A 14,262-nucleotide genomic window follows, 5' to 3' on the forward strand; every position below is an offset into this window, starting at 1 on the left:
GATGCCGCACACGTTGGTTCTGATCAACCGAGGAGAAGGACCATGCACAAGGACGAAGTCAAGGGCTCAGCAAAGAAGCTGCGCGGCGAGGTAAAGGACAAGGTCGGAAAGGCAACGGGCGACGACAAGCTTCGCGCTGATGGGGCCGCCGACAAGGCCGAAGGCAGCCTGCAAAAGGGGGTTGGCAAGGCAAAGGACGCAATTCGGGACGCCTTGAAGGATTGAACGCCGAGCTTGACGACGCGGCGATGCTGCGAGGGTTCAGGTTGCTGGGCTAACCCAAATAGGAAAGGATGCCGCTTTCAGTCTTCATCAGGCCATTGAACTGCCTGTAGCACCTTTCTGCTAATCTGGACGAACTACAGCCCTCTGTTCAGGCTTGGAGAGTTCACGGAATAAATTTCGATCTATTCATACGGCCGACATCCATCTCGATTCCCGTTACGCTCGCTCGCGCTCAGAAATTCTGAGGTCGCCGAGCTCGTCGGTGATGCCAGCCGACAGGCATTCGCTCCAATAGTGGACCTTTGCCTAGCGGCGCGTGTCGATGCTCTGGTCATTGCCGGAGATCTTTACAATGGCGACCAGACCTCGATTGTTCCCGACCTCATCCACCAGGGGGACAAGATCTAAAAAAGCCCGGCTACAAGATGTGAGACCACCATGCCCTGGAACCGTTACGAACTTACAAAATTCGCGGCCAGCGACGATCTGCATATTTGGTTGGGGTATATTATTGCAGCCACCGACTAAAGCGCGCGCTATTCGCCGGCGCACGCCAGAACCGGCCAGTCAGCTAAGCATGGCCTTTGACGATCCATACGACTTGGCGCGCTTTCGTGCCGCCCAGGAGCCGGTCTTCGAAGCCGCCCTGGCCGAGCTGCGCGCTGGCCGCAAGCATTCCCACTGGATGTGGTTTGTTTTCCCGCAGCTGCGTGGACTCGGACACTCGCCGAACGCGCAGTACTATGGCATCTCGTCCAAGGATGAAGCGCGGGCGTATCTGGCCGATGCCGTTCTTGGCGAACGCCTGCATCATGCGACAGCCGCGGCTCTTGGTGTAAACGGCCGCTCAGCACACGAAATCTTCGGCTCTCCAGACGATGTGAAGTTCTGCTCATCAATGACGCTGTTTGGCGAAACCGCCGGCGTCGACGGCTCAATCTTCCGCGAGGCACTAGACCGCTTCTTCGGCGGCGAGCGCGACCAGCGCACGCTGGACCTGCTCTGAAACAGCTCGACGCATGCGACGGTCACGGCGATTCCTGGCAGGCAGCGTGGTTGCCGGCCAAGGCTGCAATCGTCGATGCCCTGCTGCGAGACGTGCCCGCGAAGACGTTTCGACGGCCGCCGCCTTGGGCCCGGGCTAGAGACCCCTAGCACAGCTCTCCACCCCAGCAACGCCGTTAGGAGCAAGAGAGCCGGCTATTTCTGACGAAGTCGAATCTCTGCCTCTTGTGCTCGGACCGCGCCAGCCGGTGAGGAGCGCCCTTGGGGGTCCTCATAGAGCTTATTGACCGCTTCATCCTGGTGGATTTCCACGCGCCGTGAAAGCCTCCTTTGATTCAGCAGAGCATAGATGATTATCAAGGCGAGGATGACAGGTCCGACGATACTCAGCGTCCAAATGGTGCCCGGTCCACTCATATAAATTCTCCTTCGCGGCCAAACACCGAGCGCGGGAGAAGGTTCCCCGATTGCTGCGGCTAAGCGCACCTCCTGAGTTCGACAACTTGGACACCGAGCCGGAACGCCTGACCATCCGCATATGAGCGGGCGTACTCTTCAGCTTCGAAGGGCAACGTGAGGGAGCTGCCATAGGCGGTCACACGCACCGACCATTTCCTCTCCCGGATGATTTCAACGGCATGCTGCTCGTGCGGAGCCATGCTTTCCTCCCAGAACTTACGTTGAGGCAGCATCTATAGCGTCGCAAAATTCGTTTGAATGCAAATAATCCGACATGTGGCGTGTCGGAATGCCGAACCGTGCCGGAGCGTTTAGGCCGTTGTAGCCTTTAGCTGTTCGAGATGCTCAATAGCGAGCTTGTGGAGCGTCTCGGCCGTCTCTCCAGTGTCCATCCTTGGGCAATGGACGTAGCCACATCAGTCGTTCCTGCGTCTAACAAGTCTTGGCCGCCTCTTGAAGCTGAAGGTCATACTGGGATGGCGAGATGCAGTGCGACCGTCCGCGATCTGGCTGTCGGGTATCCCGCGCTGGCCTGTCTCCTCGATGGCAATCAATCGGGCGTGGGGATTTGCCACGACTGAGACTTCGTCGTTCACCAGGCGCCGCTACCGCAACCTACATAGCAACAAAGGCCTGCGCTTCGTCCGTCAGCGATACCGAGTTGCGAGTTGGGCGCCGCGACCGGCATCGAACAGGGCGCGATTTGCGTCCGCGACAGCGGAGAGCCTGCCCCCTTCCTCCAAGGCCGGAATGCAGACCGTGTCACCCTGCCGGAGGCCAGCCAAGGATGCCTTGACGACGTCGGCCGGCTCCATCACCGGCACATTGGGCCTGAGGACCGGCTTGCCGTCGATGTCATGGAATTCTGTCCTGACGACTGCGGGACAAAGCGCCTGGACGCGAATACCTTTGCCCTGGAGTTCAGCCGCCAGAAGCTCGCTGAAGGTGGTGACGAAGGCTTTCGTTGCGGCATAAACCGAGCGCTTCGGCAGGAACGGGAAGTTCAGGCTTCCGCTGAAGCTGAGCAGGGAAGAGACATTGACGATGGCGCCTTCGCCGCGCGCAATCATCGCAGGAAGTGCCGCATGCGACAAACGCATGACCGCAGTTATCTGCACGGCGACCTCTTCCTCGGCGCGGTCGATCGAGAGGTCGACGAACGGCATGTAGGTCTGGAAACCGGCGTTGTTGACGAGCAGCGATACGTCCCCGGACCGGATCCGCTGTTCCACCTTGTCGAGGCCTTTCGACAGCGCCAGATCGGCGACGATGATTTCCGCGGAGGCGCCGCCGGCCTCAATCTCGCGGGCTACCGACTCGAGCCGGTCGCGCCGCCGGGCGACGAGCACGACGTCGTACCCGTCGCTGGCCAGGCGCTCGGCAAAAGCTTTGCCGATTCCGGAGGATGCGCCGGTAATGACAGCGACGCCCAAAGAACCACCAGTGGAATTGTTCACGTCGTCCTCCCAATGTATCGTGACGAGAATTGATCTCCTGTTGTCCAAGATATCGCCTGCGGCCGGTTTTGTACTCACCAAATCTCGTCCAGCGCCCAGTGCGGTGCTGCTCCTTGGAGGCAAAAAGGCGCTTTCGAGTGCGGCCATGCCGAAAACGGACCGAACGCTTTCGGCCCGTTCTCGCTGACAGCCCAGCAGGTTTGCGCCCATGCCGAGCCATACGGTCGAAGGCATCGCGCACCACCTCCAGGTAGGGGAGCCGCCGCCCTGGTGAAGCTCCCATGGCGTTCCGCCGCCTCGAAGGGGGTACGGTTGGGACACTGTCGGCGAGCGCTCAGGGATGGCTGCGTATCTCCTGGGCGATCACAGCAAGCTTCGCGCTTGTTGCCAAGGGCGGGCCTTGATTGCGGTCACCTCATGGCGGAGGAAGCGCCGACGACTCAGCGAAGGAACTGCTCCAGTTTCTCGCAAGAGCCGAAGCATAATCACCGTTTCCCTTTAGCCTCGGTCCAAATCCCTGGCTACAAATGTCTACGGAAAACTCGGCTTCAGTTTGCGCCAGCGTTGGGTGCCGGCTCCTCAGTGAAGATTGCGTCGGTTGTCCGTCCAATGGAGATCAACTCTTAGTATCCCCGGCGCGTCCTGTCGGGTCGACAGCCTCTGCCACTGCTTCTTTCTTGGCTCTTGGAAGCACGGTCATCAGGAGGATGAATGCAGAGAGGATGAGGCAGACCGCATTGGTGATGATGATGGGCCATTCGTCTTTCATCAGGCCAAAGGTCAGCCATAGCGCAAAACCCAAGACAGTCAGCACGTACATCGGCGCCGAGATACTGTTAGTGTCGCGCGTTCTGATGATTTTCCAGGCCTGCGGCGTAAAGCTGGTCATCGAACATATGGCTGCGAGATATCCGACGATCGTGACAATTTCCATCGAAAGTCCAATCTTAGGAACGTCCGGCTCAGAGCTTATTCGCCTGCGCGAGACTCGAAACGCGGACGACGCCGTGCTGGCTTCCCAACGTGAGCGTGGAATCCGTGCTCTGCGCTTGAGACACACCCGAAATCTGTTGGTCGCTGGTGTCGTATGTCGTGGTCGTCGATGACTGGGGACGTTTTAGGGAAACACCGCGTAGCGCAGACCATTCTGAGATCCGTCAGATGAAGGATCACCAAGCTCCTGGAGCCACCATGACCCGGCGTGGCGCGATCATCAGCCCGGTCCTGCGGGGGTGCTCGCAGGTGCCTCGACAGTTCACCCGCAATGGCATTGAGCTTTGCTTTAAGGCTGTCGTTGAACATGTCGCCGACCATGGTCATGCCGGAAGACCATTGCGACGTCCCGCCGAAGTCGGCATGGCTGAAGTGGGCCATGGTTCCGCCACCGCGGCGCAAGGCTTGAAAGACCGCCCTCACGTCGGAAACGCCGTGTTCGCGTGCAAGCCTGGCGGTTAAATCAGCGTCTTCCCCGGCGCTTGCGATCGAATGTTCACCTCAGTTTTGTCCCCGACAAAACTGCACTCGGCGGTCTTGGTTCCAGAGGGTGGGGTGGCCGCTCTCGAAAGGGCGGCAATACTCCGGCGCAGTCTTTCCCAAAAGAGGAACTGGGCCGCTGTCACAAGGAACTTAAGGGTGAGGCCGGCATTGAGAGTGTTCTGAAGTCAGGTTTCTCAAACAGGAAATATTAGCATGGCCAAGACCGCTAGACAGTCGTCGGGCAAGCCCGCGACGATCCATGATCAAAAGCTGACGCGCGGTAATGGAGGGGAGCTTCACCAGGTCGCGGAAGGGGATACCGATACCCCCATCCTGACTACCGCGCAAGGCGGTCCCGTGGCTGATGACCAGAACACATTGAAGATCGGCGAGCGCGGACCGGCGCTCATCGAAGACTTCCATTTCCGGGAGAAAATCTTCCACTTCGACCACGAGCGAATTCCCGAGCGCGTCGTCCATGCGAGAGGCTATGGCGCCCACGGCTTTTTCGAGACCTACGAGTCGCTGTCCGCCTACACGCGCGCCGACATCTTTCAGCGCGCCGGAGAAAAGACGCCGGTTTTCGTGCGCTTCTCGACTGTCGCCGGATCGAAAGGTTCGTTCGATCTCGCGCGCGACGTTCGCGGGTTCGCGGTCAAATTCTATACGCAGGAGGGCAATTGGGATTTGGTCGGCAACAACATTCCGGTGTTCTTCATCCAAGACGCTATCAAGTTTCCGGATGTCATCCATTCCGTGAAGCCGGAGCCCGATCGCGCCTTTCCGCAGGCCCAGTCGGCCCATGACAATTTCTGGGACTTCATAAGCCTCACGCCGGAATCGATGCACATGATCATGTGGGTCATGTCCGATCGTGCCATCCCGCGCTCCTTCCGGTTCATGCAGGGCTTTGGGGTCCACACCTTCAGGTTGGTCAATGCGAAGGACGAATCCACCTTCGTCAAATTTATCTGGAAGCCAAAGCTCGGCATGCAGTCGGTGGTTTGGAACGAAGCCGTCAAGATCAACGGCGCCGACCCGGATTTCCACCGGCGCGACCTGTGGAATGCGATCCAGTCCGGTGATTTCCCGGAATGGGAGCTCAACCTTCAGCTATTCGACCAGGAGTTTGCCGACAGTTTTGACTTTGACGTTCTCGACCCGACCAAGATCATTCCGGAGGAAATCCTGCGTCCGATTCCGGTCGGTCGCCTAGTGCTCGACCGTATGCCTGATAACTTCTTCGCTGAGACCGAGCAGGTCGCGTTCATGACGCAGAACGTGCCGCCGGGCATCGACTTCTCCAACGACCCCCTACTACAGGGCCGCAACTTCTCCTATCTCGACACACAGCTCAAGCGGCTGGGCAGTCCGAACTTCACGCACATCCCGATCAACGCGCCCAAATGCCCGTTCCATCATTTCCAGCAGGACGGCCACATGGCCATGCGCAACCCGGTTGGACGCGTGAACTACCAGCCGAATTCGTTTGGCGAAGGACCGCGCGAATCTCGCGAGCGCGGGTTCAGGTCGTTCGCCGACGCGGAACAGGGCCAGAAAGTCCGACTACGCGCCGAGAGCTTCGCGGACCACTACAGCCAGGCGCGCCAGTTCTTCAACAGCCAGACCGCCCCGGAGCAGCGTCATGTCGCCATGGCCCTCACCTTCGAGCTCAGCAAGGTCGAGACGGTCGCTATCCGCGAGCGCATGGTCGCGCATCTTCTAAATATCGATGAGGGACTTGCCGAAACCGTTGCCGATAAACTCGGCATGAAGGACCTTCCTCAGCCTGCGGACGCCGCTGTTGCGCCCCGCGATCTCGAACCGTCGCCGGCGCTCAGCATCATCGAGAACGGGCCGGAGAGTTTCGCTGGCCGCAAGGTCGGAGTGCTCGTCGGTCCCGGCGCCGATGCCTCGCTGCTGAAGAAGTTGCAGTCGGCGATCGAGAAAGAAGGCGCCGTCATGGAGGTTGTCGCGCCAAAGGTCGGCGGCGTCGAAGCCGCCGACGGAAGCTGGATAGCGGCGAAGCACATGATCGACGGCGGGCCTTCAGTCCTGTTCGACGCGGTTGCGCTCCTCCTCTCTGAAGAGGGAGCTGAGCGCTTGACTGGTGAGGCTGCTGCGCGGGATTTCGTTGCCGACGCTTTCGCCCACTGCAAGTTCATCGCTTTCACTTCGGGGAGCATTCCGTTGTTGCAGAGGGCCGGCGTCGATCCGGAAGCCGACGAGGGCCTGATTGGGCTCTATGATCCGAAGGCTGTCGCCAAGTTCATCGCATCCTGCCGCAAGCTTCGGCTCTGGAGCCGCGAAATGGCGGTCAAGCTATAGCAGGCTCGACACATCCAAAAAGGAGTTCCGCAGTGCAAATTGTTCGAACCGATGTCTCGCGCGCGACCTCGCCAACCGGAGAGCCCATCCTGCGTGTTGTCTTTTGGGGTGAAGGCGGAGACTGTGTCACGGTCGACATGGCGAGTATCGAAGCTGGCAACGACGACGCGGCTCTCGATCGGGCGCGGGCTATCTTGGTGCAGACAGCCACTTTCGGCATTGCGGCTAAAGGACTAGGACGCAGCGGCAACTTCGATGACGTTGCCTTTACCGCGGCCGGCAATGGCCACGGCGATGTCTACATCTTCGAGTGCCGTGACGGTGATGGCAGTCGGCAGGTTCCGCCGTCGAGAATGCCGAGCTACGGGGCCGCCGCCTAGCGTTTCCCAAGCGAGTGCTTTGGATCTAAGCCAACCTCTGCTTCACGCTTGTTGTACGAGCGCGCGCAAAAAGCGGTGTGGCGGCCGCGAAAACATTCTTTCGGCACAATGGCCTGAGATCGCTTTGGTAGCACTGTTCCGATTTGGCGCGTGGGGCATGATCTGGTCGGGTCATACCAGCCTACAATGAAGAGCACGGCCTCGGCGCGGCGAACCAGGCGCCTCGCCACGGCGGGGAGGTACAGTCTCTTGTCAGCTACCTTATGGATGCCAACCTCTGGTTTGAATCTTTCCAACTACAGCGTAATGGTCCTCTCGTCGATTTTTCTACGGCACAAAGGCTCGCCGGAATCGAAGCCTGCTGGCGCGGCAAACGCCGAGCCGGGGGCGGGAGCGTCGCCTCACCGGAAATCGTTAATCGTCCGAGATCAGCCGATAGTGAAAACGGTCCCGGATATTGTCATTGAAGAATCGGCCTTGGCGAAGGCGTTTCGGAATGCGGTGTAGACCTCCACAGGAACCCTCGTAGTCATGGCGCTTGCCACTCGCAGCGAACCACACGGAGAAAACCTCGCTCTCGGGATCGTATTCGCTCTTGCGGATCGACGTCGAAGGCCGGGCGTCGACCTAGACGAGCGCCATCGGCATGTAGCGGATGATAACCTTGTCCTGCCGAAATCTTCGTTCGAGTTCCGCGCGGCGGTCGTGCCAGTCCGCCAGATCGATTTCTTCCGTCATCACCTCGAAGATAACGATGTCGTCTCTTTCAGATTCCGCGCCTTGCCGCCACAGGCCCTCCGCAGGCGCCTGAAGAAAAGCCGTAACGCCTTTAAATCGGCTCGCCAGTTCCTCCTTGACCCGATCGAAATCTTCCCGCGGAAAAGGCTGGCCGCCGTTGTCGGCTCGGGGAAGCAAGATCTGGATAAGGTGCATGCGGCCACTCGCTGAATGGCAGTCAACGCTTACGAAGTCGACGCGTTCCTTTGTGCAAGAGGTAGGCTAGGACTTGGGCGCTACGCCTAGTTCATCAGGCCCGGCGCGCGCAGGGCGACTCCATTCGGCTCCGCGCCAGATTCTCTAACGTCGCCGCGCCAGCCGGGGTGCGTCTCGACCCACAATGGCGCAGCTGGACGCTTGTTGGTGGCCACGCAAATCAGTCGAACTTCGACCTCTCGCCGGAAATATTCCCGTTTGAGCAAAAGGGAGGCCCCCGCTCTCGATAAGATACGCGAGAGGCAGTGCCAGTTCGCCTCGAGGAATGCCCCAGAGCAAAGCCGCCATCTGCAGGCCCCGCGCCGCCCACCAGGCTTTGTCGATATCGAAGAAGGGCGCCCAAGCCGAAATCGATCTCGTTACGGCGCGATTGAAGGCGGCTGAGGCGCACTATCGCGAAAACTATGGGAAAGGAACAAGGTATGACTGAAAACATCACCGCCGAAGTAAGCAGCGGCAATGTGTTTGCGGATTTGGGCTTTGACAATCCCGAAGAGGAATTGCTCAAGGCCAAGCTGGCTCGTGAGATCCGCGCCATTATCAAGCGTCGGCGCCTGACCCAGGCGAAATCGGCTCAATTGCTTGGCATGAAACAGCCAGACGTATCAGCGATCGTCACCGGCCGTACGGGGAAGTTTTCAATCGATCGCCTTGTTCGGTGCCTGGGCCGGCTCGATTACAAAGTTGATGTGGTCGTTCGACACAAGCCGCGTAAATCCGTACGAACGGCAGCAGAAGCGGCCTAACTATCGGCAGAAACTTGGAGTCCGGCTCTCGATAAGATCTCCCTCGTCAGAGATTTCCATTTCCTCTTCCTCCAGGCCTATTTCGGTGGAGACGAATCCGGCACCTTGGGCGGCCCCATCGCGACCAAAACGAATTAGCCGTTCGCGACCGAGAGCTGCGAGGTTACACTTCCCCAGATGTCTTAAAGGAGACTTGGTCGGCGTCTCGCCGCGATCGACCTGGCGCTCTGTTTCCGTCGCCCAGCACCGTGCGTCGTCGCGGCGCAGGAAGGTCTCGCTGACGTAGCGATCTTTGCGACGGACTTGGACACGCCAGGAGCCGGACGAGAGTTTTGTGTAGGTGGCCATTTTTTGTGTGCGCTCCATGTGCACTGAGAGATCGAAACGTGGCGAAAAGGGTCGTATTCTGGCGTAAATTCGTGTGCACTCGGCAGGTTCTGGCCGCGGCTATTCGCGTAACGTTAGCGAGATTGCGAGGATCAGGAGCGTGTTCGACGGCAGGATTTCGATACCCGCCATGCCCGGCCGGCACCAGTCCACGGGAGGCGCCAGAGTGGCACAATGTGTCATGACGGGCTTCGCCAGCCCGCTGCGCCCCCAACAGGGCACAGTGGAAAACCTGTGAGCGTCGGGTTGTGTCGGGCCAAGAGCCTACACCAGGCCGAGCTTGCAGGGCGGTGCAAATCGCTTTATAGAGCGCGCGGCCGATTGAGGGCGGCCACCCGTTTTCAAAGGTCGCCCCATGTCCGATAACTTCTCGCGTCTAACCGCCTTTCTCGCCGTTGTGCTAGCCCTCCTTTGTGCTGGTTTCCAGTTCCACAACGGCCACGCCATTCCCACGCTCTACTTCATGGTCGGCGCAATCCTGGTGACGGCGTTCACTCACCTGAACGTTCGCAGAGGACTGATTTAGCGATCATGCGATAATTTCGCGCCAGTTGCCTTTTCAGTGAAAACGCTTTGAGCGTAACATCCAACGGGATCGGTGCGCTGGCTGGTAGGCGATGCAGGGATTGACCCTGCGACCACTGCATAAGAAGCGTGGTCCTGGCTTTGTCCTGGCCCGTTGCAGCCGCGCGCAAGGCGCTGTTTCACTCGATCTTTGGCAACCGATGCTGAAGGCCCGTCTACGCTAGGGCCTTTTCTGCAAGGATCGCCGCAGCGGTTTGCTCGTCCGTGATCAAAACATCGACGACACCGAGACGCAGCACCGCGCGCAGCACCGGAACCTTGTCGAGGCCACCGGAGGGCAAGATGACGGTGTCGATGTCGCGCAGGCTTTCAGGAGCGAGGCCTATCACACGATGGTTGAGCGGGTGATTGACGAGCTGTCCATCGGCATCGATCCAGTGGCCGCAAATATCGCCGACGGCGCCTGCCTGGTGCAGCGATATGAGATCGTCCTCGCCTATCAGCCCGATCCGAAATGGTGGCGTCCTTGTGCACCGCACCGACCGAGACGAAAGCGGCATCGACGTCGCGGGCATGGCTGAAGGCGTCCTCCAGGATCGACTGGCGCATCAGCAGATCGCGCGTGGCCTCGGTATCGGTGAACACCGGTGCGGCGATGTAGAAACAGTCCGCGTCGTAAAGCGCAGCGAGCCGCGACGCCATCTCATAGATGCTGATCGCCGACCCGCGCGTCAGTCCGCCGAGCAAGGAAACGACGGACATCCCTTTGACCGGACGTACGGTCACCGACCGGAGGCTGAGTTGGAGCGTGCGACCCCATCCCACGCCCACCGATATCCCGTCGCGGATCCTGAGCGACAGGGCTTGCCCGGCGGCGGCTGCGATGACTTGGGGTAGCAGAGCAGGATCGGGCGGTGTCGGAACCACGATTGGATCCGAGACGCCGTAGCTATGACGCAACCGGTTCTCCAGCTCAATGCAGTTCGCCACCTTCGAATTGATGCGGATCTGAACTATCCCCCGCTCGCGGGCCTGCGCCAGCATTCGGTTGACGCGAAGGCGAGTTAGGCCAAGGGACTTGGCGATTTGGGCTTGCGTGAGGTCTCCGACATAAGCCAGCCAGGCGGCGCGGACGAGGAGCCCTTCCTCACGATCGGTCGAGACGGAGCTGGTTACGGCGTGGCGGCCATCACGTTTTAGACTTGCCGCGGGGCTACCCAGCGACCCCGCCTCGTACTACCATTGCGCTTTCGCTGGACATTAGGGGCCGCACCCATTTCATTGCGGTTGCACGTGAGGATGAATTGGACATCTTCGAGCGGCTTGAGGCTTTGATAGACATGCCCAACACGGCAGCGGTGAAGCAGGCGCGCGAACTGCTAAGACAGCTAGAGGAAAGGTCAGACGGTGCAACCGACACGATCGACCAATTTCTGCTTGATCTAATGACGTTGGACTTTGTCGTTGAGTCTTGCCACCCGCGTTTCGATGCTCCCGCGCGGAAACTGGCGCGAATTAGGCTGACAATGCTCAAGATGTTATGCGGAGCTCCCGCCTAACAGAGCCCCGCTGCGTCTCCGGCGTTCCCGACGGGGTCGGCCGCGTCCGGATCAATTCATTGGTGGCACGCGCAGCAGCCCGCCACCTCGAGCATTGGGCTTTGGCTCACGGCGCGAGATCATCAGGCCACGCTGACGCAGTCCCGCAGCGCTGCGTATCGCATCTCACAATCCCGAATCTCGCCTTGAACAGGCGTTAGTGCTGAAGAAAAGGCACCGCGTGGAGTCAGCTTCACTGCCCCCGACGAGGACTACTGTTGTGCGAGGACTGTCCGCCTCCCCGTTGGCTGCCGTGTTCCAGGGAATACGCATGAGTGAACTCGGCCCCGAGAAGAAATATCAATGACGCGTAGTAGATCCACAGCAGCACGACGATCAGCGCACTGGCCGCACCGAACGAAGACGCCACGCCACTGCTCCCAATGTAAAGGCCGATTAAGCTCTTGCCGATGGTGAACAGTGCAGAGGTGACAAATGCCCCGAACCATACATCGCGCCACTGCAACTCCCTATCCGGTAGGACTTTGTAGATCGCTGCGAATAACAGCGCGATAAGGAAGAAGGAGAACAGGATGTTCAGCCCTTCAACGATGACTGATCCGAAGGGCAGCAGCTGGTTGATCCAGCCACTGAGGGCGCTAATTGCTGCGCTCGCCGCCAGCGAGACGAGCAACAAAAAGCCGAGTGCAATGACCAATCCCAAGCTGGCCGTCCGCGCCCGGATCAGCCGAGCAATCGAGCTTCCTCCGGGTTTGGCCTCCAAATTATGTTCAATGCCGATTGCATTTCGCCAAATACACCGGATGCCGCAAGAAGCAACGTGCACAGGCCAACTAAGGTCGCGATCATTTCCCGACTTCGGATTTGAGGCGCTTTGCAGCGCACTTTGTAGCACCTCGGCGCTTTGGGGTCCCATCAATCCAGAAAGCTGACCGGCTATTGCAGTGCGTGCGGCGTCGTGTCCAAACACCAGGCCCGCTACGGCCACGACCAGCAACAAAACAGGTCCAAGTGACGTGACCGCAAAGAACGCCATGGCTGCACCGTGACTGAGAGCGCCGTCGGCAATGAAGCCCGCCACGCTGGCCTTCGCAATGCGCCACGCCTCAAGCATGGATTTCCTCGACGGAAGGTATCAACTTTCCCGGACAAAGTTCATGCCTGATGTCCCGAAGGGGCAAACTTGCGACAAAGGGAAGCGTTCCACACCAGTGAGAAAGTCCCGCGCGGGGTTCGGTCCCAAGCTCCATCGCGACACGGGTTTTTTCCGGGTCTATGTCTAATCGCTCAAGGCCGCCTAGGCTTTTTTGGCTTGCCGGCGCGAGGCTTCTGGCCAGCACCTTCTTCCCGAGACTGCTTAGAGTTGGCGAGCCGTTGGCGGACCGCATTTTCCGTACTTTCGGCCGCGGACCTGACGACCTCGCGGACCTTGTCGGTCAGCGTGCCTTCGCGCGACGCCTGCCGCGCAGCTTCGGTGACCGCCTGATAGCCTTCGGCTGCGATCCTCTTAACCTCAGCAGTGCCCTCTTCGAGCTTAGCTGCGGCAACGTCCCGAAGCTTGTCGGGGTAGCCACCCAACTCCCGCCCTCGATTGACCTATGCTGGTTGGTCCAAGCACTCCGGAAGTGCCCCGGGTCCCAACCGATGGCCTCTTTGTTGGGCTGCTGGAACATGTGTCAGAGACCAATGTTCGGGAGCCGGCCCGCTTTATTCCCGGGCGGTCGTCCCATGTGACTGCCCGCTGGCTATGGCCGGCGGGCATATGGGAACTTGATATTCGTCGGCAGGTTCGAAAAGCGGCAGCTCCCGTGCTGCCGGTCAGGTCCCCGAGACCTGGCCGGGCCGCTTCCCTCGCCAGTGAGGCGGGCCCTGTGCGATCGGCAAAGGCGGCGGCCCTGGAACCTGAACGACTGTCGCTGGTTGGTAGATTGGTGGCAGTGGCTCTCCAGGGCTCGCCGCCGGTTGAGGTCCGGGCCTCAACTGCCCGCGCTTCTGCCGAGGGGCGCGGGCGACCATTTTAGGGGACCGATATGCCGCGCAAGGTTGACAAGCTAAGGCACGAACGGGCTGACCGCGTATCTCGCGTCGTCATCGATGCGGAGCGCAAAGCCCGTGAAGCCAAGACAGCTCGTCTGAGGGCCGATCGGCTGGGACAGCGTTCCGTCAAGCCTGCCAATGTCGACCCGACGAAGTCACGCTAGGTGGAGGTGGAGGCGGCCGACGCAGTGCCTGAGTCTACCGCGCCGGCCATGGCGGCTCGGAGGTCCGCCGCGCGCTGACAAGATAGGACGAGGGTCACACGGTCAAGTAGAGCCCATGGATTAGGCGTGGCTGTCTTGGGAGGCGACGCAGATGAGCCGCGCTCGGCCTCGACACTGTCGCGCTTGTTCCTAAGAAGGGCAGGGCAAAACAGAACAAGGCCGACTGCGATGCCTATTTTGCCTTCGCGCCGCCCTTGTGGACTATGGCAAGCTTCGGAACCTGGGCTTCGTGGATGATTCTAAGAGCTTCGTCTCTGGTGATGCCGACCTTGCGGGCGTAGTACTCGGCTTCTCGCGCCCGCTCGCGATCGACTGGACGTTCCGTCGCCTGGTTGTTCGCCTTCTGCTTTGCCTTCTGTCCCATGAGGCGAATTATAGCACACCATGGACCCAGGCTAAACCGCGCGGCGGCCCGTTCGCTTGCCTAGCAGGAGTAGCGCTTAGACGCCACTGTCTGGCAG

The 14,262-nt window shown here is 59.9% G+C and carries 12 protein-coding genes and 1 pseudogene; 7 read left to right on the plus strand and 6 right to left on the minus strand.

Annotated features, from left to right (window positions below):
• Positions 1-42 precede the first annotated feature (42 nt).
• The 3 genes and pseudogenes from FJ492_RS10975 to FJ492_RS10985 all read left to right on the plus strand — a co-directional run bounded on the left by FJ492_RS10975 (position 43) and on the right by FJ492_RS10985 (position 1,231).
• Positions 43-225, plus strand: coding sequence for a CsbD family protein (locus FJ492_RS10975; RefSeq protein ID WP_027143691.1), 183 nt, complete (start codon positions 43-45; stop codon positions 223-225).
• Between the two features lie 154 nt (positions 226-379).
• Positions 380-597, plus strand: a pseudogene (locus tag FJ492_RS29155) (DNA repair exonuclease); the annotation flags it as partial.
• 205 nt (positions 598-802) lie between these two features.
• Positions 803-1,231: a DUF1810 domain-containing protein gene (locus FJ492_RS10985; protein WP_140746977.1), complete on the plus strand. Its 429-nt coding sequence runs from the start codon at positions 803-805 to the stop codon at positions 1,229-1,231.
• A gap of 1,105 nt (positions 1,232-2,336) precedes the next feature.
• On the opposite strand, the gene FJ492_RS10995 is transcribed toward FJ492_RS10985, so the two are convergent.
• Positions 2,337-3,380: an SDR family oxidoreductase gene (locus FJ492_RS10995; protein WP_140746974.1), complete on the minus strand. Its 1,044-nt coding sequence runs from the start codon at positions 3,378-3,380 to the stop codon at positions 2,337-2,339.
• 382 nt (positions 3,381-3,762) lie between these two features.
• Positions 3,763-4,080, minus strand: coding sequence for a SemiSWEET transporter (locus FJ492_RS11000; RefSeq protein ID WP_027146084.1), 318 nt, complete (start codon positions 4,078-4,080; stop codon positions 3,763-3,765).
• Positions 4,081-4,835: 755 nt separating this feature from the next.
• Here FJ492_RS11000 and FJ492_RS11010 point away from each other — a divergent pair.
• The 4 genes from FJ492_RS11010 (at position 4,836) to FJ492_RS11040 (ending at position 9,069) form a co-directional block, all read left to right on the plus strand.
• Positions 4,836-6,950, plus strand: coding sequence for a catalase (locus tag FJ492_RS11010; protein ID WP_140746971.1), 2,115 nt, complete (start codon positions 4,836-4,838; stop codon positions 6,948-6,950).
• 32 nt (positions 6,951-6,982) lie between these two features.
• Complete coding sequence (locus FJ492_RS11015) at positions 6,983-7,330, plus strand: hypothetical protein (RefSeq protein ID WP_140746968.1); 348 nt, start codon at positions 6,983-6,985, stop codon at positions 7,328-7,330.
• 531 nt (positions 7,331-7,861) lie between these two features.
• Positions 7,862-8,278: a hypothetical protein gene (locus tag FJ492_RS29565; RefSeq protein WP_181165888.1), complete on the plus strand. Its 417-nt coding sequence runs from the start codon at positions 7,862-7,864 to the stop codon at positions 8,276-8,278.
• 467 nt (positions 8,279-8,745) lie between these two features.
• Positions 8,746-9,069 (plus strand): helix-turn-helix transcriptional regulator, encoded by a 324-nt coding sequence (locus tag FJ492_RS11040; protein ID WP_140714627.1) that lies wholly within the window; start codon positions 8,746-8,748, stop codon positions 9,067-9,069.
• Here the strand turns inward: FJ492_RS11040 and FJ492_RS11045 are convergent, their stop codons facing one another.
• The 4 genes from FJ492_RS11045 to FJ492_RS11070 form a co-directional block, all read right to left on the minus strand.
• On the minus strand, positions 9,070-9,417 hold the full coding sequence (locus FJ492_RS11045) for a hypothetical protein (protein WP_181165887.1): 348 nt from the start codon (positions 9,415-9,417) through the stop codon (positions 9,070-9,072).
• Positions 9,418-10,196: 779 nt separating this feature from the next.
• Entirely contained in the window at positions 10,197-10,556 is a 360-nt protein-coding gene (locus FJ492_RS11050) for a sugar-binding domain-containing protein (protein WP_140769893.1), read from the minus strand.
• A gap of 1,216 nt (positions 10,557-11,772) precedes the next feature.
• A complete protein-coding gene (locus FJ492_RS11060; protein ID WP_140769895.1) occupies positions 11,773-12,654 on the minus strand; it encodes a YihY/virulence factor BrkB family protein in 882 nt (293 codons plus the stop codon).
• 1,319 nt (positions 12,655-13,973) lie between these two features.
• A complete protein-coding gene (locus FJ492_RS11070) occupies positions 13,974-14,165 on the minus strand; it encodes a hypothetical protein (protein ID WP_140510713.1) in 192 nt (63 codons plus the stop codon).
• Positions 14,166-14,262 lie beyond the last annotated feature (97 nt).

It is taken from the genome of Mesorhizobium sp. B2-5-4 (assembly GCF_006441095.1).
In the GTDB taxonomy this organism is placed as follows: Bacteria; Pseudomonadota; Alphaproteobacteria; order Rhizobiales; family Rhizobiaceae; genus Mesorhizobium; species Mesorhizobium salmacidum.

Excerpts from the sequence above, each read along its gene's own strand:
- FJ492_RS10975 (WP_027143691.1), top strand. The coding sequence starts at position 43 with ATGCACAAGGACGAAGTCAAGGGCTCAGCAAAGAAGCTGCGCGGCGAG.
- FJ492_RS10985 (WP_140746977.1), top strand. The coding sequence starts at position 803 with ATGGCCTTTGACGATCCATACGACTTGGCGCGCTTTCGTGCCGCCCAG.
- FJ492_RS10995 (WP_140746974.1), bottom strand. The coding sequence starts at position 3,380 with ATGCCTTCGACCGTATGGCTCGGCATGGGCGCAAACCTGCTGGGCTGT.
- FJ492_RS11000 (WP_027146084.1), bottom strand. The coding sequence starts at position 4,080 with ATGGAAATTGTCACGATCGTCGGATATCTCGCAGCCATATGTTCGATG.
- FJ492_RS11010 (WP_140746971.1), top strand. The coding sequence starts at position 4,836 with ATGGCCAAGACCGCTAGACAGTCGTCGGGCAAGCCCGCGACGATCCAT.
- FJ492_RS29565 (WP_181165888.1), top strand. The coding sequence starts at position 7,862 with ATGGCGCTTGCCACTCGCAGCGAACCACACGGAGAAAACCTCGCTCTC.
- FJ492_RS11040 (WP_140714627.1), top strand. The coding sequence starts at position 8,746 with ATGACTGAAAACATCACCGCCGAAGTAAGCAGCGGCAATGTGTTTGCG.
- FJ492_RS11045 (WP_181165887.1), bottom strand. The coding sequence starts at position 9,417 with ATGGCCACCTACACAAAACTCTCGTCCGGCTCCTGGCGTGTCCAAGTC.
- FJ492_RS11050 (WP_140769893.1), bottom strand. The coding sequence starts at position 10,556 with ATGCCCGCGACGTCGATGCCGCTTTCGTCTCGGTCGGTGCGGTGCACA.
- FJ492_RS11060 (WP_140769895.1), bottom strand. The coding sequence starts at position 12,654 with ATGCTTGAGGCGTGGCGCATTGCGAAGGCCAGCGTGGCGGGCTTCATT.
- FJ492_RS11070 (WP_140510713.1), bottom strand. The coding sequence starts at position 14,165 with ATGGGACAGAAGGCAAAGCAGAAGGCGAACAACCAGGCGACGGAACGT.